This is a genomic window from uncultured Arcobacter sp. (assembly GCF_937982575.1).
Lineage (GTDB): Bacteria > Campylobacterota > Campylobacteria > Campylobacterales > Arcobacteraceae > Arcobacter.
The window spans coordinates 1-19129 of sequence record NZ_CALJLR010000021.1 but is presented as its reverse complement, the minus strand read 5'-3'; the positions used below and the strand labels follow the sequence as shown (position 1 = coordinate 19129).

Here is a 19129-nt window from a genome sequence, read left to right as displayed (position 1 = left end):
AAGAAGTTTATTTTACCTCTTTATTAAGTTGAACTAACAAATCAGAACTAACCTCATCCAAAGCTTTATTTATAGCCATTACAAAACCATAGGCATTGGTAGTTTCACATTTAACTCTTTTATCATAACTGTAAGTTTTTAGAAGTTCTTTATTTGATACTAAATCAAATCTTATTTTTAAAACTGCATATGAATTAACATCTTCAACATCATGATAAAGATTAAGGACATTTGTTTTCAAGGTATAGTCATATGCAATGTTTGACCTTTTTTGTAAAACAACTTTATAAATATTGCTACTTTCCACAGCTTCAACTAAATAGTTATGAATCATATTACTTGGCAAATTTATCCATCTATTTTTTGCATACTCTTCAAATAAATGAGGCTTTAGAGTATAAAGTATCGAATTTGTATTAAAACTTTTATTCATATCAGGAGTTTCGATATATATTGATTTTGAACTATTTTCAAAAGTATTCACAGTTGATTTAAAATCAATAGCATAACGGTTTATCTCTAAACTATTTTGTTTAAAACTACAAGCTGTAAATAACACTCCTATAAGTATAAAAAAAAGAAAGTTTATGTTACTTCTCATTTGATTCTCCTGGTCCATATTTAATATCTTTTTGTTTAAAAATAATATCACTTGGACTTTGATTTAAATTATCAATTAATCTTTGACTCTTTTCCATAGTATTTTCCAAACTATCCAAAACAATATTTAACTTTTCAAAACTCTCTTGGGATAACTGTTTTATATCAAAAGAACCATCTTCAAGATTATCCATAAGTTTTTTCGATAACTCTTGGAATTGAGCTGCCGATGCTTTTACTGTAGTTGCTGAACTACTCATTGTTTCAAAAGATTCACTACCTGTTTTTACAAACTTATTCATATTTATAAACAGTTCATCAAAAATCTTTTGATTGTCATTTAGATGTGAAGAGATTTGTTCTATATTTCCCATAGTTTGAGAGAAGTTATTTATATTTTCATCATTTAGTGCTTTTTTAATTTGTACTAAAACCAGTAACAATTCACTTGTAATACCTGCAGTTGACTCCTCTAGTGAGGCTAACATTGAAGTTTTGGAAGGGATAACTCTTAGACCTGATTCATTTGGTTTTAAAAGTTCTGAGCTATTACTTCCACCTTTTAACTCAATATATTTTAATCCTGTAATTCCAAGGTTTCCCAATACTGCATAAATATCAGCTTTTATTGGTACTTCTTTTTTAATTATAATATCAAGTTGTATCTCTTCTGAATTGTTAGGATTTATTTTTATCTCTTCTACACTTCCAACTTCAAAACCCCTATACTTAACAGTTGAGCCAACATTTAATCCAGAAATAGACTCTTTAAAATATATTGCATATTTATCAAACTTTTTATCTTCAAAACCATATTTCCCTAGCCAAAAGACTACGCCTAAAAGAAGTGCAGTTGAAACTACAATAAAAAGCCCTATTTTAAAAAAATTAATTTTGGTATCCATTAGTCACCTTTCCTTCTTAAAAATTCTTTTGTAAATTCATTATTTGACTTAAATGCTTCTTCTATGTTTCCATCAAATATAATCTCTTTTTTAAGTATTATAAATCTATCTAAAACTCTTTTTATAGTTCCTAAATCGTGTGTTATTATTATAATTGTCATGTCTAAAATATCTTTTAAATATCTTATTAACTCATTTATTTTTTCTGTACTTGATGGATCCAAACCACTTGTTGGTTCATCTAAAAATAAAATCTTAGGTTGCATAGCAATAGCTCTTGCTAAGGCAACTCTTTTTTTCATCCCACCACTAAGTTCTGAAGGATACAATAAGGCACTACTCTTTGGAAGTCCTACTATTTCTAAGTTTGTATAAGCAATCTTTTCAATTAAATCTTTAGGTAAATCTGTATACTCATTTAACATCACACTAATATTTTCAATCACATTTAAAAAAGAGTACAAAGCTCCAAATTGAAAAAGATAAGCAAACTGCTGTTTAATCATCTGACTCTCATCTAAACTTATGTTTGATATCTCTTTGCCAAGAACCTTGATACTTCCCTTTTGAATCCTATTTAGCATCACTATTTGTTTTACAAGTACAGATTTTCCAGCACCACTTCCACCTATTATTCCAAATATCTCTTTTTCATTTACTTTAAAAGAAATATTGTCATGAACAACATTATCTCCAAACTGTGTTGATAAGTTATCTACTTTAATTATTTCCATTATATTCCAATCTCTGTAAATATCACTGAAAATACAGCATTTAATGCAATCACTACAAATATAGCATTTACAACACTAATAGTAGTAAATCTACCTATACTTGTAGTGTTATTTTGAACTTGAAAACCTCTATAACAGCCAATAAGAGCAATGGCTATTCCAAAAAATATTGATTTAAAAATCCCTATTAAGAAATGTTTTAAGGGTATTTCTTGTCCAAGTCTATTAATAAACTCCCAAAAAGAGATATTTAAATCAATATATGAAATAACCATTCCACCAAATATTCCTATAATATCTGCAAAAAATACCAAAAGAGGCAAAGATATTACAAGAGCAAAAATACGAGGAAGAGTTAAAAATAGTGTAGGCTCAAAATTCATAGTATGCATGGCATCTATCTCTTCGGTTATTTTCATGGCACCTATTTCTGCTGTATATGAACTAGCACTTCTTCCTGCAATTACGATTGCTGTTACAAGTGGAGCTATTTCCCTAAGCATAGTTATAGAAATCATCTCCACAATAAAAATATTTGCACCAAACTTTTCTAGCTGAACAGCTCCTTGATAGGCAATAACTACTCCTATTAGAAAAGAGGTGATTCCCACTATAAACAAAGCATTTACAGCAGAGGTATCTATGTATTTAAACATAGCCTTTAATCTCATTTTTCGTGGGTTCATTAAAGAGTAGATAAAAAAATAAACTACTTTTCCCACAAACTCTGTGAACTTTATACTAGATAGATAAATTTCATAAGCTTTTTTCCCAATATTTTTAATTGTTTGATTTTTTTCTTCATATTTAAAGGTATTGTCTTGATAATGTTTTTCGTAAAAATTATAAATCTTTTCATAGGAGTTTAGATTTTTTATATTTATATTTTTAAAAGTTTTAAAAAATGAGATTAAATAAATAATAGAACAAGAATCACACTCTTTTAAGCTTTCAAAGTTTACAATAAGCTCTTGGTCTTTAGGTATATTGGCTTTTTGTAGTGCTTGTATATCTTTTAAAAGAGTCTCTTTTTTCCAACTATTTATTAATAAAAGTTCAAGAGTATTATTATCTGCTTTATTTATTTTAAAATTATAATCTTCCATAACAACTAATTATTCCTTTGCTAATACTAGCTAGTATGTATTATATTTAAATTTTATATAAAAAAGAAATTATATGATTACATTTAAATTATTCCCAAAAATATAATATTATAACGGTATAAATCTTGCATATAAAACCCATGGAAGAAAATTATAAAATAGAAAATTATGAACATTTTTTAGGTGAGTTTAAAGAGCATGGCTCACATTGGGATAAGATAGAAAAAAGAACAGCAACACTTTTTCAAGTTCTTATTGATGGAGATTTAAAAGAGTTGGTTTTTGTTTTAAAGTATTATCCTAAGTATATTGAAATAGTTTGTGATCATTTTAGATATTTATATAATTATTCAGCCCAAGAAGCTGATATCTTTGCTGCTTCAAAACTTTTGGAACTAAGTGAAGGTTACCACCAAAAACAGTTTGTAAGAAACTTAGTTAGAAAACTAGAAAAAATAGATGAGTTTGATATCTCTTTGTTAAATAAATTTTTAAGCAATTTACTGAATAATCAAACCAAACTACACCCTATAATTTTAAACTTTTATAAAAATGAGATTGAAAGAAATATAGAAAATAACAACTACCATAAACTACAAATAAAAGTAATAGAAAAAAACCTATCAAAACTAATCGTAGATGATAGTTTTGATTTTAGTGCAAATGATAGGGATGCAAATTTAGACATTCCATATATGGATTAAGGAGATAAAATGGATATACTTAAAAAAGCCTATGATTGGGCATATACATATGAGTTTACACCAATAGAGATAGAATATGCAGGAAAGTTAGCACTTAAGATGCTAGATGATTCATGTCAAATGTCAAGTGAAGAGAGAATGATGTTCTTTTATGTGTATGATGCCATAACAGATAGAGAAGATATTATTTTAGATGATGATATGAATAGATTAATTCTTCTTGCACGGGATAGAACAACAATATACTCTAAACCAGAGTTCGCAAATATTGTTCATGCTTGTAAAGAGGATATCATACCAAACATGCTTAAAGTCCATATGAAAGCTTATAAAAAAATGGTTAGAGAAAATATTTATTAATTTTTATCTATAATCATCAATTTATTAACTTTAAGCTAAAATCTTTTTTATTACAAAATTGAAGGATATTATATGCCATTATTAGATAGTTTTAAAGTTGACCATACAATTATGCCAGCACCAGCAGTTAGAGTTGCAAAAACAATGAAGTCACCATCTGGTGATATTATTTCTGTATTTGATTTAAGATTTTATGTTCCAAATGAAGATATGATGAGTGAAAAAGGAATTCATACTTTAGAGCACCTGTTTGCAGGATTTATTAGAGAACATTTAAATTCAGACACAGTGGAAATTATTGATGTATCACCTATGGGTTGTAGAACTGGTTTTTATATGAGTCTTCTTGGAAGCCCAAAAGAAGAGACAGTTGCTTCTGCATGGAAAGCTGCTATGGAAGATGTTTTAAAAGTTGAAAAACAAGAAGATATTCCAGAATTAAATATTTTCCAATGTGGTACATGTAGTATGCATTCCCTAGAAGAAGCAAAAGCTATTGCAAAAGATATTTTATCACATAAAATCGGTGTAATGTCAAATGAAGAGCTTTATTTATCTGATGATAAACTAGCATCTTTAGGAAACTAAAAAAGTAAATTTAAGAGATATTTTCATATCTCTTAAAACTCCTATGAATAATCCCATTCAAACAATAGATGGATCAAACACTCTATTTTCAAATAAATATAATCAACATTTTCATGATTTAAAAACAGGTGCTATTAAAGAGTCTTTAAATAAACATGTTATTCCTGCAATAACATTAAAAAAAGATGCAAAAGTATTGAGGATTTTAGATATCTGTTTTGGTATAGGGTATAACACTTTTTCTACTATTTATTATATTTTAGAAAATAATTTAGATATCTCTGTAGAGATTTATTCCCCGGAGTTAGATGAAGAGTTAGTAAGAAGTTTAGGTGAGTTTAAATTCCCAAAAGAGTTTGAAAAAATAAAACATATAATTGATTCTATTGCAAAAAAACTCTCTTATGAAGATGAAAAAATAAAAATAAAAGTTTTTATAGGTGATGCAAGAGAATATATAAAAACACTAAGCAATATAGACATTGTATATCAAGATGCTTTTTCAAGCGATGTTAACAAAGAACTTTGGAGCGTAGAATATTTTAAAGATATTTATAAACTTTGTAAAAGTGATGCTCTTATGACTACCTATTCTATCTCTACAAATGTAAGACTCTCTATGTATGAAGCTGGTTTTTTTATATATGAAATAAATCCAAGTGGAAATAGAAAACAAACAATAGCTTTGAAAAGTCAAAAAACAATAGATGCAAAATATATTGACATGGAACTTAAAAAATCTCGAAATAAAGAGGCACAAGCATTTTATGATTAAACTATTATTGCTTATTATTCCTTTTATTTTAAGTGCAAGTCTTGAGTATACAAATTCTAACTATGTAAAATATTTACAAGGAACTTTACCAATTATTATTTCAGCACCACATGGTGGGACAATCCAACCTGATAATATTCCCAATAGAACATATGGGAAAAAAGGAAGAGATAGAAATACCAATCTTTTAGCACAAGATATTGCCTTAGAGTTTCATAAACAAACAGGTAAATACCCATACATCATAATTTTAGAGCTAGCAAGAAAAAAACTTGATGCAAATAGAGAAATAAAAGAAGCAGCACAAGAAAATCAAGAAGCAATAAAAATTTATAATACCTTTCATTCTACTATTCAAAACTCTATTGAAGAAGTTAATCAAAAATTCAAACAAGGTTTGTATATCGACCTACATGGTCACTCCCATCCAAATAATTATATTGAATTTGGTTACCTCTTAAGCAATGATATTTTAAAACTTCCCAATAGTGAAATAAAAAAGTATCAAGATGTATCAAGTATTAAAAACTTATCAAATATTTCTAAAGAGTCATTTATAGAGCAGTTAAAAGGTAAAAATAGCCTATCAGGAATCATGTCAAAAAAAGGATATAAAACAATCCCTAGTAAAAATATCCCTTATGCCTTAGATGACAAATATTTTAAAGGAGCCTACAATACAAAAAGATATGGTTCATACTATGGTGGCAATATTAATGGTGTTCAAATAGAACTTCCAAGAGTAGGATTTAGAGATACAGAAGAAAACAGAAAAAAGTTTGCAAAAGACCTTGTAAAATCTATCATTGAGTTTATGATGACTCATTATGACATCAATTTAGAGAAATAGGCTTATTTCACACAAAAACGTTGATTATTTAATATCTTTTAATTATAATCAAATAAATTACTTATTTACTAGGAACTATTTTGGAAATGATTGCAATAAAATGGGAAAAATCATACACAATTGGACATGAAAAGATTGATGCTGAACACAAAAAGCTTTTTGAAATAGGAGCAAAACTTTTAAAATATAAAAATGATTCAAGAAAAATTATTGAAATAATAAAAGAGCTTGCTGAATATACACAATTTCACTTTAACAACGAAGAGAAATTTATGAAATCTATTGGATATGATGACTTTGATTACCACCAAAGTCTCCATAAAGATATTGTAAAAACACTAAATAACACTATAAAAGAGATGACTAAGCTAAGTATCGAAGAGATAATCGCTAAACTCTATACACTTATTAATAAAAGTATTGTTCAACATATTTTAATTGAAGATAAAAAATTTCATCACAAAATAAAAAATAGAGAAGAGTTAAAGGCAAGTTTTAAATGGCACTCTGATTATAAACTACATGAAAATGCTATTGATGAAGAGCACAAAGTACTTTTTGATATTGCATTGAAAGCCTTAGATTACAACAACACAGATATTAACTCTCACATTAAAATAACTATTAAAGAACTATACGAATATATGAAAACGCATTTTACACATGAAGAAGAGTTTATGGAAAAAATTGCTTACCCAGAACTTACTGAGCACAAAGAAATACATCAAGGAATAATAAAAGGCTTGCATCTATTCTTAAAAGAGTTACCAAAACTAGCAGTTGTTGATTTTGAAAGAAAACTAATAGAATATATTGATATATGGCTAATCGGCCATATCTTATATGAAGATAGAAAAATTGTAAACTTTAAAAAAAGTACTAAATAATTTAGTTTTGAACTAAATTATCTAGGATATATCTTTCCAAATCTTTTTTAGGGATTTCTTCTTTCATTGCTTTATGAAAAATCTCTTCGATCTTATATCTATACTCTTCATAGGGAAAATATGGAAAATGTATCATCCATGCTTTTCGGATAACTCTATTTGCCATTTTATCTTTTATCCAAATTCTAAAAAAATTAAACCAGATAAAAATTATTGCCGTGAAGATAATAGAAACTACAATAGAAGCATGTGCATCAATTTTTGCAAAAAGTGCATGAGCCACTAGAGCTAAAGGGATTACAAAAACAGAAACAAGCATAATATATACAATATAAGCCTTTCCAATACTTAATCTAAATCCCAATTTTGCTGCATCTACATGCATTTTTTCATTGTGTTGAACATTTGCTACTAATAAATCTTTTAATAAAACCGGTTGTTTTGAAGTACTAAAACAAAAATTTAAAATTTTTTCTAACAAGTTCTTTCCTAATGATTATATTTGCTGTTGATTTTATCTAAAATTTACTAATACATATTTAAATTGCTCACTTATTAAAAAAGATTTACAAGAATCATTGCTATAGCACAAAAAATAAGTACCAATCCCATAGTCATATTAAATACCTGCAACTTTAAATCTGTATCAAAAAATTTTGTTACTTTACTTCCTAAAATTCCCCAAAAAGATAGGGACATATAACAAACAATAAAATATATAATTACAAATATAGTAAATAACTCTGCTGATGAATACATAGAAATAACAGAAATACAAGCTATCCATGCCTTTGGATTTAACCACTGAAGCAAAAAACCCTCATAAAATTTTAGATTTACTTTATCTTTTGTATTTATTGACAAACTTGCCTTTGAACTTAGAATCTTTATCCCCAAATATATAATAAATGAAAATCCAAAGATTTCTACATACAATAAAATATCTGGATAAAGATTTATGATTTTAGATAATCCAAGCCCAATACACAGTAATAAAAGTATAAATCCAATTGTAGCCCCTGATATAAAACTAAAAGTTTTTGCAAATCCATTGTTTATACTTGAAGTTATTATCATCATATTTACAGGACCTGGAGAGATAGACATCACTAAAGCAAAAGAGAACATTGTCAAAAAAATTGTAAAACTCATATATTTTCCTAAATTAAATTTAGAAAAAGTATATATGTTTTTTAAAATAATTTATTGTACAAAATTGAGTCTGTACTCTTTGGGAGTTGTAGCAACTATTTTTGTGAAGTTCTTATGGAAATGACTTTGGTCAAAAAATCCACACTCCAAAGCAGTATCAACTATTGAGTAACCATTTTGCAATAGCTCTTTTGCTTTATTTATTTTTAGATTTAACATATAGGCATGTGGTGTTAGATTTATCTTTGATTTAAAAAGCCTGATTATATAAAAAATATTTAGATTAAAAAGTTTTGATAACTCTTCTATAGAAATATTTTCTTTGTAATTATCTTTTAAATAAGAGACTATCTCATCAAACTCTTTACTTACAGTTGGAACTTCACTTTTATCTAAATAAAGGGAAAAAAACTTTACAAAAAAATCGATTATCATATCCTCTTTATCTAAAATATAATTATCAGAAAAAAGAAATTTACATAAATCTAAATATTCATCATAAAGATTTTTATCTTCTAAAATATCAACAGGAATATTTACAAACTCTACGATACTATCATCAATACTTTTTTGTATATCTCTACACCAAGAAGTATCTAAATAAAGCATATAATATATATTTAATACATCTGTACATGAATTACACGAATGTACTGCAAGTGGATTTACAACACTAAGCATATTTTTATCTAAAGTATAAGATTTATCATTGTTAGTATAAATACTAACTCCTTGTTCATTTATACCAAGGGAAAAAGTATCATGAAAGTGTTTTTTATAATGCTTATTTGAATTGGAGTACCTAAGTAGCAAATATGGAAGTTTCTTATCTTTAAATAGTTTAGTAAATGTTTTTTTCATAGTTTGAAGATTTTATCAAAAGTTTGTTAATGCACATTTAAAGTGATATAATATTTTACATACTAAATGTAATCTCACCGTAACAATAAATCATTAGACTATTGTACTTAATAAAATCTATGCAGGAGAATTTGATGAATAAAACTAAATTAGAATATATTTGGCTAGACGGATATGAACCAACACAAGGTCTTAGAAGTAAAACTATGATTGTAAACAATTTTAGTGGCAAACTAGAAGATTGTGGAGTTTGGAGCTTTGATGGTTCTTCTACTAAGCAAGCTATTGGAAATAACTCTGACTGTCTTTTAAAGCCAATTGCTCTTTATCCAGACCCAGGTAGAATAGATGCTTACATTGTCTTATGTGAAGTTCTAAATTCCGATGAAACAATACATCCTTCAAATAAAAGAGCAACTATAGATGAAGATAATGATTTTTGGTTTGGCTTTGAACAAGAATATACCTTAATAGATTTAGAAACAAATAGACCAATAGGATTTCCAGTAAATGGCTACCCAGCACCTCAAGGTCAATACTATTGTTCAGTTGGAGCAACAAATGCAATTGGCCGACAAATAATTGAAGAGCACTTAGATACATGTATTGAAGCGGGATTAAATATAGAAGGAATAAACTCAGAAGTTATGATGGGACAATGGGAATACCAAATATTCTCAAAAAATGCCACAGAAGCCTGTGACCAAATTTGGGCATCAAGATACTTTTTAGAAAGAATTACCGAACAATATAATGTAAAAGTTGAGTGGGGTCCAAAACCAGTCAAAGGGGATTGGAATGGCGCAGGAATGCATGCAAACTTTTCAAATGGTGTATTAAGAGAATCTGGAGACAAAAATATAATAGATAAAATATGTGAAGGCTTCAAACATACACACAAAGAACATATAGCAGTTTATGGTGACCACAATGAAGATAGACTTACAGGAAAACATGAAACTCAAGATATAAACTCTTTTTCATATGGAGTATCAGATAGAGGTGCCTCTATTAGAATCCCTATTGCAACAGTTCAAAATGGTTGGAAAGGTAGATTAGAAGATAGAAGACCGGCTTCAAATGCAAATCCATATGATGTAGCAGCGATTATTATTAAAACTGTTAAAGAGGCTTTGAAATTATAATAAATAATTAAAAATACAAGTCTAAATATTATATACTAATATTGACTTTAAAAATAGGATATATTTTGTTTAAAAGAAAATGCCCTTTTTGTAGAGAAAAAGAAGCAAAAATAAGATTTAGTACAATATTTTCTGGTGATTTATCGTGTTTAAGCTGTAAAAGGGAACTCAGTTTAATTTTATATTTTATACCACTAACTATTTTTATTTATAGCTTTGAAATTCAATTATTACTTCTCTTAATCTTTATTAATTTTTTTACAATATATTTCAATTTAATAATAAGCTTTTTATTAACTCTTATTTCCTTTTATTTATTATTAATAATATTTACTTTTATCCTTCCAATAAAAGAAAAAAAGGAATCTATGCTACATTTATTCTTCTTATATGCTATTGGAATATCTGTTGGTATATACACTATTTATTTTTTTTTAATTAAACCTTTTTTGGATTGAATTTACAGAATAGTAAATTTTGGTTTAGTTCAAGGCGGAGTTGTAAATTTATAAAGGAGCTTACTAGAAGTAAGTGAGTTTATAAATTTACAGCTCCAACGCAGAAATCAGCCAAAAGTGGCTATTCCTACTTAAAGTTAAATATTATAATATGATGCTTTATTGTGTGGCACCACTATGGCACATGTAGATTGCTCTGGATCTATTTGGAAAGTCTCACTTAGTGTTATTCCAAACTCTTCAGGATTTAATAAATCAAAGATATCTCTACTTTGCTCCAAATCAGGACACGCAGCATATCCAGGAGAGTATCTACACCCAACATACTGTTTCATTTGAACATCAAATAAAGTATGCCCCTCTTTTGGTACTATATCTAAGTCTAGTCTAATTTGTTTGTGAATTACCTCAGCTAAAGCTTCTGCAAGTTCAACACCTAATCCATGAATTTGATGATATTTTGAGAACTCACTATTTTGATATAATTCACTCTCATAAGAAGTTATTTTTAATCCTGAACTAGCAAGTGTAAAAGCAACCACATCTAATCTATCATTTGCAAAAAAGTCAGCTATACATCTGTGAGGTGCTTTTGTTTGTCTTGGAAATTCAAAGACTTTTATTGCTTTTTCTAGTGATGGAACATTTTGTGCCTCTTTTAAACTATTGAAAGTATACTCTTTATCAAAGATATAAAGTTTATTATCATGGGAAATACAAGGGTAATATCCATAAATAGCTATTGGGTCAAAGATGTCTTTTTCAAAAAACTCTTCTTTATATTTCTCATAAAGTGGTTTTACTACATCTTCCTCATGGGCTAAAAACTCATCAGCTTTCATAGCACCTTTTTTATATCCCCATCTTTGTCTAAATAGTACCCTATGATTTATCCAAGAAAAAATCAAGTCTTTATTTAATAAAGTTTTATTTTGAGTAACTCTCCCCCAAAGTGGTGGAAAAGTAAATTCAGCTTTTGGAGGTAATTCAATCTCTTCATAAGCAGGAATAATTACCTCTTTTTTCTCTTTTTTAATATCATCTTCATCTTTTATCAAATCGGCTGCAAGTTTTGTATTGAAAGAGTCGCCTGATTCTATTCTTTGCATAGATATTACTCCATCAAAGGCATCTCTACAGTAAAAAATAGGACCTTCATATAAAGGTCTACAATACTCATTTACAAAAGATTTTGTAAGTGCTGCCCCTCCTAAAAGTACTGGTACATCTATACCTTGTCTTTTAAGTTCTTCTAGATTTTCTTTCATCACAGCAGTTGATTTTACAAGTAATCCACTCATACCTATTGCTTGGGCTTTATGTTTTTGTACTGCAATAATAAAGTCATTGATATCTGCTTTGATACCTATGTTTATTACTTTAAATCCATTATTACTTAAAATAATATCAACCAAGTTTTTACCAACATCATGAACATCACCTTTAACTGTTCCTATTACTAGGACTGTTTCACTAGCTTTTTCTTCTTTTGGTAAATATGGATTAAGAGCATCAACAGTTGCTTTCATAGTTTCCGCACTTTGAAGTACGAAAGGTAACTGCATCTGACCAGAACCAAAAAGTTCACCGATGATTTTCATTCCATCAATTAGCCATTCATTTACTATGGTTTCAGGTTTTATATTATGTCTTAATTCATCAACCAAAGGAATAAGTCTATCTTTGTCACCATCTAATAAAAGCTTTTTAACTTTATCTATTGGCTCCATTTTTAAATACTCTTCATCACTTTGATCTTCTTGAGCTTCAACATTTGAAAAGTGATCAATAAATTTAAATAAAGGGTCACCATCTTCTTGATTATTAAATATCAAATCATCACAAGCTTTTCTGTCTTCTTCTGTGATTTTATTTAGTGGTAAGATATGTTTTACATTTACAATGGCACTAGTAAGTCCAGCTTTTACACAATGGTCTAGATAGATAGAATTCAGATAAACTCTAGCTTTTATGTCAAGTCCAAATGAGATATTTGAAAGCCCTAAAGTAGTTCCTACTTCGGGGTGAAGTATTTGAAACTCTCTAATTGCTTCCATAGTCTCAATTCCTGCAGTTCTATATTCATCATCTCCAGAACCAATAGTAAAGGTAAGCATATCAAATACTAAATCTTCTGGATTAAATCCATGTCTATTTACACATAAATCATAAATACGTTCAGCAATTCTTATTTTGTCTTCTTTTGTTTTAGCCATTCCAACTTCATCAATAACCAAACAAACAAGTGCTGCCCCAAATTTCTTAGCAAGTTTACACACAGCATCAAACTTCTCTTCCCCATCTTCAAGGTTTACAGAGTTGATGATACATCTTCCACCGATTTGCTTAAGTGCTGCTTCTAGGGCTTTTATTTGAGTTGAATCTGGCATCAAAGGAAGTGAAACTTTTTGAGAATAAAGTTCAACAACTTTATCCATATCTCCTGTCTCATCTCGCCCTGCAAATCCAACACTTACATCAATAATATGTGCCCCTGCTCGCACTTGTTGTTGTCCAACAGAGAGTGTTCCTTCATAATTATTATCTTTTAATAATTCCCTAAAAGCTTTTGAACCAGTTGCATTACTTCTCTCCCCTATTAATAAGGGTGCTGGGTCCTGTTTAAGAGGAACTGTATTAAATAGTGAGGCTAAAGAAGCCTTTAAAAAGCCACTTGGTGCTTTTGGTTTTGTATCTCGTACTTTATTAGCTAAAGCTTCAATATGCTCAGGTGTTGTTCCACAACAACCACCTAAAAATGCTACTCCATTTATATCTAAAAAGCTATTTTGTAGTTGGGTAAATTCATCTGGTCCCATTGGATAAAATGAAACTCCACCTTTATTTTGAGGAAGTCCTGCATTTGCATGAACAGAAATTGGGAATTTACAAACTTCACTTAACGTTTTTACATGTTTATGAACTTGTTTTGGTCCAGTACCACAGTTAAATCCTAAAGATAAAATATTAAAAGGACTCATAATAGCAGCTATTGTCATAGCATCTGTTCCAATTAACATAGTTCCAGATAACTCAATAGTTACAGATACCATCACAGGAATTTCTGGATGAGTATCTGTTAAAGCATGTAGTGCTGCTTTTATTTGAAGTGGATCTTGACAAGTTTCAAGTAAATATATATCACACCCACCATCAGCAAGTCCATTTGCAACTTCTTTATACCCTTCATACATCTCATCATATCTAATATGACCTAGTGATGGAAGTTTAGTTCCTGGTCCAATAGAACCTAAACAAAATCTAGGTTCATCGGCTGTTTCATATTTTTCACAAGATTTTTTTACAAGTTGAGCACCTAATTTTGATAACTCATAAGCTTTAGAAGAGATTCCATACTCATCTAAAACCCAAGGCGTTGTTCCAAAAGTATTTGTTGAAATTAAATTAGCTCCAGCTTTTGCATAGGCATCATGAATATGTTCTAAAATCTCTGGTGCTGTTTCATTTAGAAGTTCATTACAACCTTCTAAATCTTGCTCTTCATATATCCAAGATTCAGCTTTTATATCTGCATTTTGCAACTGAGTACCCATTGCACCATCTATTATCAATACTTTGTTTTTTATTATTTCATCTATTTTGTTTTTCATTATATTTATAATCTCTTAATTAATTTCTATATATTTTGAGTCTGAGTCTACTAAAAAAGTGGTTAAAAGTGCGTTAAAGCTTAAACTTTCTGAGCTATTAGCCTTATAACACTAGCCTCTCCTTGATGACCTTTACCTTCATCAAGTTCCACAGTTACTTCTTCTAGTTTATGGATTTTTAGGCTTTTTATATTATCTCTAAAGTCATTCATACTATATAATAACTCTAAGTCTTTGGGCCCTCCACTGTTTTTTTCAATCTGACTTTTAGCAAAAACCTCTACAATCAAAAATCCTTTATCTTTTAAAGCAGTCTCTATTTTTTCTAATAAACTTTTTAACTCTTCAATTTGTAAGTGCATAAAAGTAAAAAGAATAGCTCCATATTTTTTGTCAGCTTGCCAGTTATTTATATCGATACAGTTCGTTTTTACTTTAACATTTTCCAATATACTTTGTTCAAAAAGCTTATTTAGTCCCACATCAGAGGCATCTATAGCTTCAACATCAAAGCCTTCTTTTGCAAGAAAAATTGCATTTCGCCCTTCCCCTTCTCCTAGGCACAACACCTTTTCATTTTTTTTAAAGTTATCGTAGCTATTTTTTATAAATTGATTTGGTTTAGTTCCATATAGATATCCATCTCTTGAAAATTTTTTATTCCAGAATTCTTGTTGATTCATTATTTTCTCTTAGTAAAATTTATTTTAAAAACCATATTTAAACATAATTAAACTTATTTAATATTATAGATAATTTTTATAATAAACAATTCACTTTTCTTTAATCAAAACTTCGATAGACTATTTATCAAAAATTTATAATAGGAAAAATAGGATGACAGAAGCAAAACTCATCTGGATGGATGGTAAATTTGTTGATTGGCATGATGCTAAAGTTCATGTATTAAGCCATACTTTACATTATGGAAATGGTGCAATTGAAGGTACAAAAGCATACAAAACTCATGATGGAAGATGTGCTATTTTCAAGTTAAAAGAACATACAAAAAGATTAATAAACTCTTCTAAAATGACACTTATAGAAGTGCCTTTTACAGAAAAAGAATTATGCGATGCTCAAGTAGAATTATTACAAAAAAATGAGCTTAATGAGGGTGCATATATTAGACCTCTTGTTTATTTAGGTTATGGCGTTATGGGGCTATACCATAAAGAAGCACCAGTAAATGTTTCAATTTCTGCTTGGGAATGGGGAGCATATCTAGGTGAAGAGGGTATGAAAAAAGGTGTAAGAGTAAAAATTGCATCAATGACAAGAACACCAAATACCTCAGGTATGGGAAAAGCAAAAGCAGTTGCAAACTACCTAAACTCTCAAATGGCAAAGTTTGAAGCAGTAGAAGCTGGCTATGATGAAGCACTTTTAAGAGATGATCAAGGTTATATTGCAGAAGCATCTGGAGCTTGTTTTTTCATCGTTAGAGATGGCGTGATTGTAACTCCTCCAAATGATAACTCACTAGAATCTATTACTCAAGCAACAGTTATTGACTTAGCAAAAGACTTAGGTTATATTGTAGAAAGAAGAAGAATTACAAGAGAAGAGATATATATTGCTGATGAAGCTTTCTTTACAGGAACTGCTGTTGAAGTAACTCCAATCAGAGAAGTTGATTGTAGAGTTATTGGTGCAGGCGAGAGAGGTCCTATAACAGAGAAACTTCAAAGTGGCTATTTTGATATTGTTCAAGGTAGAAATGAAAAATATGCTAAGCATTTAACATATATTAACTAAGTAGATTTTCCTACTTAGTTGAAATAGAAAAGATAAAATAGATTATTTTATCTTTTGTGTTTCAACAAAATGGAACACAAAAATTTAAAGATATTTAAGGATATTAATGCCAATAGATAATGATTATTTTAAAAATAGACAACAAAACAAAAGCAATGGTGGAGGTTCAAATGGGGGTGGTGGTTATCAACCACCTTTTGAGCCACCTGAATTTTTCAAAAACTTTGGTAAAAAAGCAGGTTTCATTTATGCAGCTATTATAGTAGTTGTTATGATATTTGTTTTTAAACCATTTGTAATTGTAGAGTCTGGACAAGTAGGGATTAAAGTTACTACAGGTAAATATACAGAAGAGCCATTAAGACCAGGTTTTCACTTCTATATTCCAGTATTCCAAAAGGTTATCTTAGTTGATACGAAAGTAAGACTAATGAACTATGCTTCAGTTGAAACAATGGGTGGTGGATTTGATGAAGGTATAAGAGCAAATCCTGCAATTAATATTTTAGATGCTAGAGGATTACCTGTATCTATAGAATTAACTGTTCAATATAGATTAACAGCAGATGGTGCTCCAACTACAATAGCTAACTGGGGACTTTCATGGGAAGATAAAATCATAAATCCTGTTGTTAGAGATATTGTAAGAAATGTTGTAGGTGTATATACAGCAGAAGAATTACCAACAAAAAGAAATGAAATTGCTGTTAAAATTCAAGATGGAATTCAAAAAGAGGTTGTTTCACTTGAAGGACAGCCTGTTATATTACAATCAGTTCAGTTAAGAGAAATCGTATTACCTACTAAGATTAAAGAGCAAATTGAAAGAGTTCAAATTGCAAATCAAGAATCTGAAAGAGTTAGATACGAAGTTTTAAGAACTAAACAAGAAGCTGAAAAAAGAGCTGCAAAAGCTACTGGTGATGCAGAAGCAAATAGAATTGAAGCAAAAGGTAGAGCAGATGCTGTAACTATTGAAGCAAAAGCGCAAGCAGCAGCTAATATGGCAATTGCAAAATCTTTAACTACAAACCTTTTACATATGCAACAAATTGAAGTTCAAGGTAAGTTTAATGATGCACTTAGAGAAAATAAAGATGCAAAAATATTCTTAACACCTGGTGGTTCTACTCCAAATATTTGGGTAGATACTAAAGACAAATCTAGAGATTCTTCAATAAATAAATAATTTTATAAAGAGTAGTTTTCTACTCTTTATATATTTAATCAACATGTTAAATAACCTATTTATATTCATCATCATTTTGTTAAGTTATACCACTATTCTTAGTGCCAAAAATAAGGTAAAAGAGATTGATATAAGTAATATCAAATCACTAAATTTAGAACTAGAATCAAAACAAAAGACAAAAGCAGATTATAAAAAGAAAGATAACTTATTGAATGAACCTTTAAAAAAAGAAGAATATTTAAAATCAAAAAATAAAAATGATGTAGATTTTGATGGTACAGTAGATTTCAATAAAGATAGAAAAGAAATAGAAAATGTTAAAATCAATTTAGGTAAAAATTTTTAAGGTAATAATATGAATAAATTAGAAAATATTGCATGGGAAAAGATGGATGGTTTAATTCCAGTAATCACTCAAGATTCAACTACTAATGAAGTTTTAATGCTTGCATATATGAATAAAGAAGCTTTAAATTTAACAATCTCTACTAAATATGCCCATTACTTTTCAAGAAGCAAACAAAGAATTTGGAAAAAAGGTGAAGAATCAGGTCACACACAAAAAATTGTTGAGATTTTATTAGACTGCGACAATGACACTATATTGATAAAAGTAATTCAAGAAGGTGTAGCTTGTCATACAGGTAGAAAATCATGCTTTTTTACTAACTTAGAAACAAATGATATTGTTAGTGATGTTGAAGTTAATACAACAAATTCATATTCAGTATTAGATAATCTATATCACACTATCCAAGACAGAAAAAATGATGACCCAAAAAAATCTTATACATCAAAGCTTTTAAACGGGAAAGAGAACTCTATGCTTAAAAAGATTGTTGAAGAAGCAGGTGAATTTACCTTTGCTGTTAAAGACAATGATACAGAAGAGATAGTTTATGAGGGTGCAGACTTAGTTTACCATTGTATGGTTGCTCTTGCTAGTAAAAACATATCTCCTGATAGAATTAAACAAGAACTTGCTAGAAGATTTGGAATGTCTGGAATTGATGAAAAAAATTCAAGAATAGAAGAGTAATTTTACTCTTTATTCCGAATAAACTGTTTTACTATAAAACTCAAAACCATAAATATAACTAACCCAATTCCCACTATAATTGCAATTTTATCTAAAAACATAATATACCCCTTTTATTAATACTAAAATTATATTACAACAAATCAAAAAAATCAATCTTATTGTATAAACTTTATTTATTAAACACTTTTATAAGCATCTTTATTAGTAACAATTTTAGACAAAATTGATGGCTTTGCATTCATTTTTAACAATTGTGAAGATTTGTTTGAAGTATTATATAGACATAAAAAAAGGGCTAAAAAAAAGCCTCTATCTAAATACTAGAAACTAGTAGTTGGATAAAGGCTTAAAAATACTCAAGAGTTGGCGACGACTTACGTTTCCACAAGGGGACCCTGCAG

The 19129-nt window shown here is 28.8% G+C and carries 20 protein-coding genes; 11 read left to right on the top strand and 9 right to left on the bottom strand.

Features of this window, described 5'->3' with window-relative positions:
* Positions 1-7 precede the first annotated feature (7 nt).
* The 4 genes from Q0617_RS12245 to Q0617_RS12230 are packed head-to-tail and all read right to left on the bottom strand — an operon-like array spanning position 8 to position 3345.
* Positions 8-601: an ABC-type transport auxiliary lipoprotein family protein gene (locus tag Q0617_RS12245; RefSeq protein WP_298753606.1), complete on the bottom strand. Its 594-nt coding sequence runs from the start codon at positions 599-601 to the stop codon at positions 8-10.
* Positions 591-1505 carry an MlaD family protein gene (locus Q0617_RS12240; protein ID WP_298753605.1) on the bottom strand — a complete coding sequence of 305 codons (915 nt, stop codon included), beginning with the start codon at positions 1503-1505 and terminating at the stop codon, positions 591-593. Before Q0617_RS12240 ends, Q0617_RS12245 begins: the two co-directional genes overlap by 11 nt.
* Positions 1505-2239: an ATP-binding cassette domain-containing protein gene (locus Q0617_RS12235; RefSeq protein WP_298753604.1), complete on the bottom strand. Its 735-nt coding sequence runs from the start codon at positions 2237-2239 to the stop codon at positions 1505-1507. Before Q0617_RS12235 ends, Q0617_RS12240 begins: the two co-directional genes overlap by 1 nt.
* Complete coding sequence (locus Q0617_RS12230; protein WP_298753603.1) at positions 2239-3345, bottom strand: ABC transporter permease; 1107 nt, start codon at positions 3343-3345, stop codon at positions 2239-2241. The genes Q0617_RS12235 and Q0617_RS12230 overlap by 1 nt, the downstream gene beginning before the upstream one ends.
* A 140-nt stretch (positions 3346-3485) precedes the next feature.
* Here Q0617_RS12230 and Q0617_RS12225 point away from each other — a divergent pair, with 140 nt between their 5' ends.
* From Q0617_RS12225 to Q0617_RS12200, 6 genes are all read left to right on the top strand, one after another.
* Positions 3486-4049, top strand: coding sequence for a hypothetical protein (locus Q0617_RS12225; protein ID WP_298753602.1), 564 nt, complete (start codon positions 3486-3488; stop codon positions 4047-4049).
* Positions 4050-4058: 9 nt separating this feature from the next.
* Positions 4059-4409 (top strand): hypothetical protein, encoded by a 351-nt coding sequence (locus Q0617_RS12220; RefSeq protein ID WP_298753601.1) that lies wholly within the window; start codon positions 4059-4061, stop codon positions 4407-4409.
* Positions 4410-4481: 72 nt separating this feature from the next.
* Complete coding sequence (gene luxS, locus Q0617_RS12215) at positions 4482-4997, top strand: S-ribosylhomocysteine lyase (RefSeq protein ID WP_298753599.1); 516 nt, start codon at positions 4482-4484, stop codon at positions 4995-4997.
* Positions 4998-5040: 43 nt separating this feature from the next.
* Complete coding sequence (locus Q0617_RS12210; RefSeq protein ID WP_298753598.1) at positions 5041-5772, top strand: MnmC family methyltransferase; 732 nt, start codon at positions 5041-5043, stop codon at positions 5770-5772.
* Complete coding sequence (locus Q0617_RS12205; RefSeq protein WP_298753597.1) at positions 5765-6622, top strand: hypothetical protein; 858 nt, start codon at positions 5765-5767, stop codon at positions 6620-6622. Before Q0617_RS12210 ends, Q0617_RS12205 begins: the two co-directional genes overlap by 8 nt.
* An 86-nt stretch (positions 6623-6708) precedes the next feature.
* Positions 6709-7509: a hemerythrin domain-containing protein gene (locus tag Q0617_RS12200; protein WP_298753699.1), complete on the top strand. Its 801-nt coding sequence runs from the start codon at positions 6709-6711 to the stop codon at positions 7507-7509.
* A 1-nt stretch (position 7510) separates the two neighbouring features.
* On the opposite strand, the gene Q0617_RS12195 is transcribed toward Q0617_RS12200, so the two are convergent.
* From Q0617_RS12195 to Q0617_RS12185, 3 genes are all read right to left on the bottom strand, one after another.
* Positions 7511-7990, bottom strand: coding sequence for a hypothetical protein (locus Q0617_RS12195; protein WP_298753596.1), 480 nt, complete (start codon positions 7988-7990; stop codon positions 7511-7513).
* A 74-nt stretch (positions 7991-8064) separates the two neighbouring features.
* On the bottom strand, positions 8065-8661 hold the full coding sequence (locus tag Q0617_RS12190; RefSeq protein ID WP_298753595.1) for a LysE family translocator: 597 nt from the start codon (positions 8659-8661) through the stop codon (positions 8065-8067).
* Positions 8662-8712: 51 nt separating this feature from the next.
* The gene (locus Q0617_RS12185; RefSeq protein ID WP_298753594.1) at positions 8713-9522 is read right to left on the bottom strand and encodes an AraC family transcriptional regulator; all 810 of its coding nucleotides are present in this window, start codon (positions 9520-9522) and stop codon (positions 8713-8715) included.
* A gap of 134 nt (positions 9523-9656) precedes the next feature.
* Between Q0617_RS12185 and Q0617_RS12180 the strand changes: the two genes are divergently transcribed.
* Positions 9657-10667, top strand: a complete 1011-nt coding sequence (locus tag Q0617_RS12180; RefSeq protein WP_298753593.1) for a glutamine synthetase beta-grasp domain-containing protein — start codon at positions 9657-9659, stop codon at positions 10665-10667.
* A 595-nt stretch (positions 10668-11262) separates the two neighbouring features.
* Here the strand turns inward: Q0617_RS12180 and metH are convergent.
* On the bottom strand, positions 11263-14736 hold the full coding sequence (gene metH, locus Q0617_RS12175) for a methionine synthase (protein WP_298753592.1): 3474 nt from the start codon (positions 14734-14736) through the stop codon (positions 11263-11265).
* Between the two features lie 80 nt (positions 14737-14816).
* Positions 14817-15419, bottom strand: a complete 603-nt coding sequence (locus tag Q0617_RS12170; protein ID WP_298753590.1) for a methyltransferase domain-containing protein — start codon at positions 15417-15419, stop codon at positions 14817-14819.
* A gap of 154 nt (positions 15420-15573) precedes the next feature.
* On the opposite strand from Q0617_RS12170, the gene Q0617_RS12165 reads away from it, so the two are divergent.
* From Q0617_RS12165 to hisIE, 4 genes are all read left to right on the top strand, one after another.
* A complete protein-coding gene (locus Q0617_RS12165; protein ID WP_298753589.1) occupies positions 15574-16494 on the top strand; it encodes a branched-chain amino acid transaminase in 921 nt (306 codons plus the stop codon).
* A gap of 106 nt (positions 16495-16600) precedes the next feature.
* Positions 16601-17683 (top strand): prohibitin family protein, encoded by a 1083-nt coding sequence (locus Q0617_RS12160; protein WP_298753588.1) that lies wholly within the window; start codon positions 16601-16603, stop codon positions 17681-17683.
* Between the two features lie 43 nt (positions 17684-17726).
* A complete protein-coding gene (locus Q0617_RS12155) occupies positions 17727-18032 on the top strand; it encodes a hypothetical protein (protein WP_298753587.1) in 306 nt (101 codons plus the stop codon).
* A gap of 9 nt (positions 18033-18041) precedes the next feature.
* A complete protein-coding gene (hisIE, locus tag Q0617_RS12150; RefSeq protein ID WP_298753586.1) occupies positions 18042-18725 on the top strand; it encodes a bifunctional phosphoribosyl-AMP cyclohydrolase/phosphoribosyl-ATP diphosphatase HisIE in 684 nt (227 codons plus the stop codon).
* Positions 18726-19129 lie beyond the last annotated feature (404 nt).

What these genes read in the sequence shown, in the direction of transcription:
- Q0617_RS12245 (WP_298753606.1), bottom strand. Translation starts at nt 601, where the DNA reads ATGAGAAGTAACATAAACTTTCTTTTTTTTATACTTATAGGAGTGTTA.
- Q0617_RS12240 (WP_298753605.1), bottom strand. Translation starts at nt 1,505, where the DNA reads ATGGATACCAAAATTAATTTTTTTAAAATAGGGCTTTTTATTGTAGTT.
- Q0617_RS12235 (WP_298753604.1), bottom strand. Translation starts at nt 2,239, where the DNA reads ATGGAAATAATTAAAGTAGATAACTTATCAACACAGTTTGGAGATAAT.
- Q0617_RS12230 (WP_298753603.1), bottom strand. Translation starts at nt 3,345, where the DNA reads ATGGAAGATTATAATTTTAAAATAAATAAAGCAGATAATAATACTCTT.
- Q0617_RS12225 (WP_298753602.1), top strand. Translation starts at nt 3,486, where the DNA reads ATGGAAGAAAATTATAAAATAGAAAATTATGAACATTTTTTAGGTGAG.
- Q0617_RS12220 (WP_298753601.1), top strand. Translation starts at nt 4,059, where the DNA reads ATGGATATACTTAAAAAAGCCTATGATTGGGCATATACATATGAGTTT.
- luxS (WP_298753599.1), top strand. Translation starts at nt 4,482, where the DNA reads ATGCCATTATTAGATAGTTTTAAAGTTGACCATACAATTATGCCAGCA.
- Q0617_RS12210 (WP_298753598.1), top strand. Translation starts at nt 5,041, where the DNA reads ATGAATAATCCCATTCAAACAATAGATGGATCAAACACTCTATTTTCA.
- Q0617_RS12205 (WP_298753597.1), top strand. Translation starts at nt 5,765, where the DNA reads ATGATTAAACTATTATTGCTTATTATTCCTTTTATTTTAAGTGCAAGT.
- Q0617_RS12200 (WP_298753699.1), top strand. Translation starts at nt 6,709, where the DNA reads ATGATTGCAATAAAATGGGAAAAATCATACACAATTGGACATGAAAAG.
- Q0617_RS12190 (WP_298753595.1), bottom strand. Translation starts at nt 8,661, where the DNA reads ATGAGTTTTACAATTTTTTTGACAATGTTCTCTTTTGCTTTAGTGATG.
- Q0617_RS12185 (WP_298753594.1), bottom strand. Translation starts at nt 9,522, where the DNA reads ATGAAAAAAACATTTACTAAACTATTTAAAGATAAGAAACTTCCATAT.
- Q0617_RS12180 (WP_298753593.1), top strand. Translation starts at nt 9,657, where the DNA reads ATGAATAAAACTAAATTAGAATATATTTGGCTAGACGGATATGAACCA.
- metH (WP_298753592.1), bottom strand. Translation starts at nt 14,736, where the DNA reads ATGAAAAACAAAATAGATGAAATAATAAAAAACAAAGTATTGATAATA.
- Q0617_RS12170 (WP_298753590.1), bottom strand. Translation starts at nt 15,419, where the DNA reads ATGAATCAACAAGAATTCTGGAATAAAAAATTTTCAAGAGATGGATAT.
- Q0617_RS12165 (WP_298753589.1), top strand. Translation starts at nt 15,574, where the DNA reads ATGACAGAAGCAAAACTCATCTGGATGGATGGTAAATTTGTTGATTGG.
- Q0617_RS12160 (WP_298753588.1), top strand. Translation starts at nt 16,601, where the DNA reads ATGCCAATAGATAATGATTATTTTAAAAATAGACAACAAAACAAAAGC.
- Q0617_RS12155 (WP_298753587.1), top strand. Translation starts at nt 17,727, where the DNA reads ATGTTAAATAACCTATTTATATTCATCATCATTTTGTTAAGTTATACC.
- hisIE (WP_298753586.1), top strand. Translation starts at nt 18,042, where the DNA reads ATGAATAAATTAGAAAATATTGCATGGGAAAAGATGGATGGTTTAATT.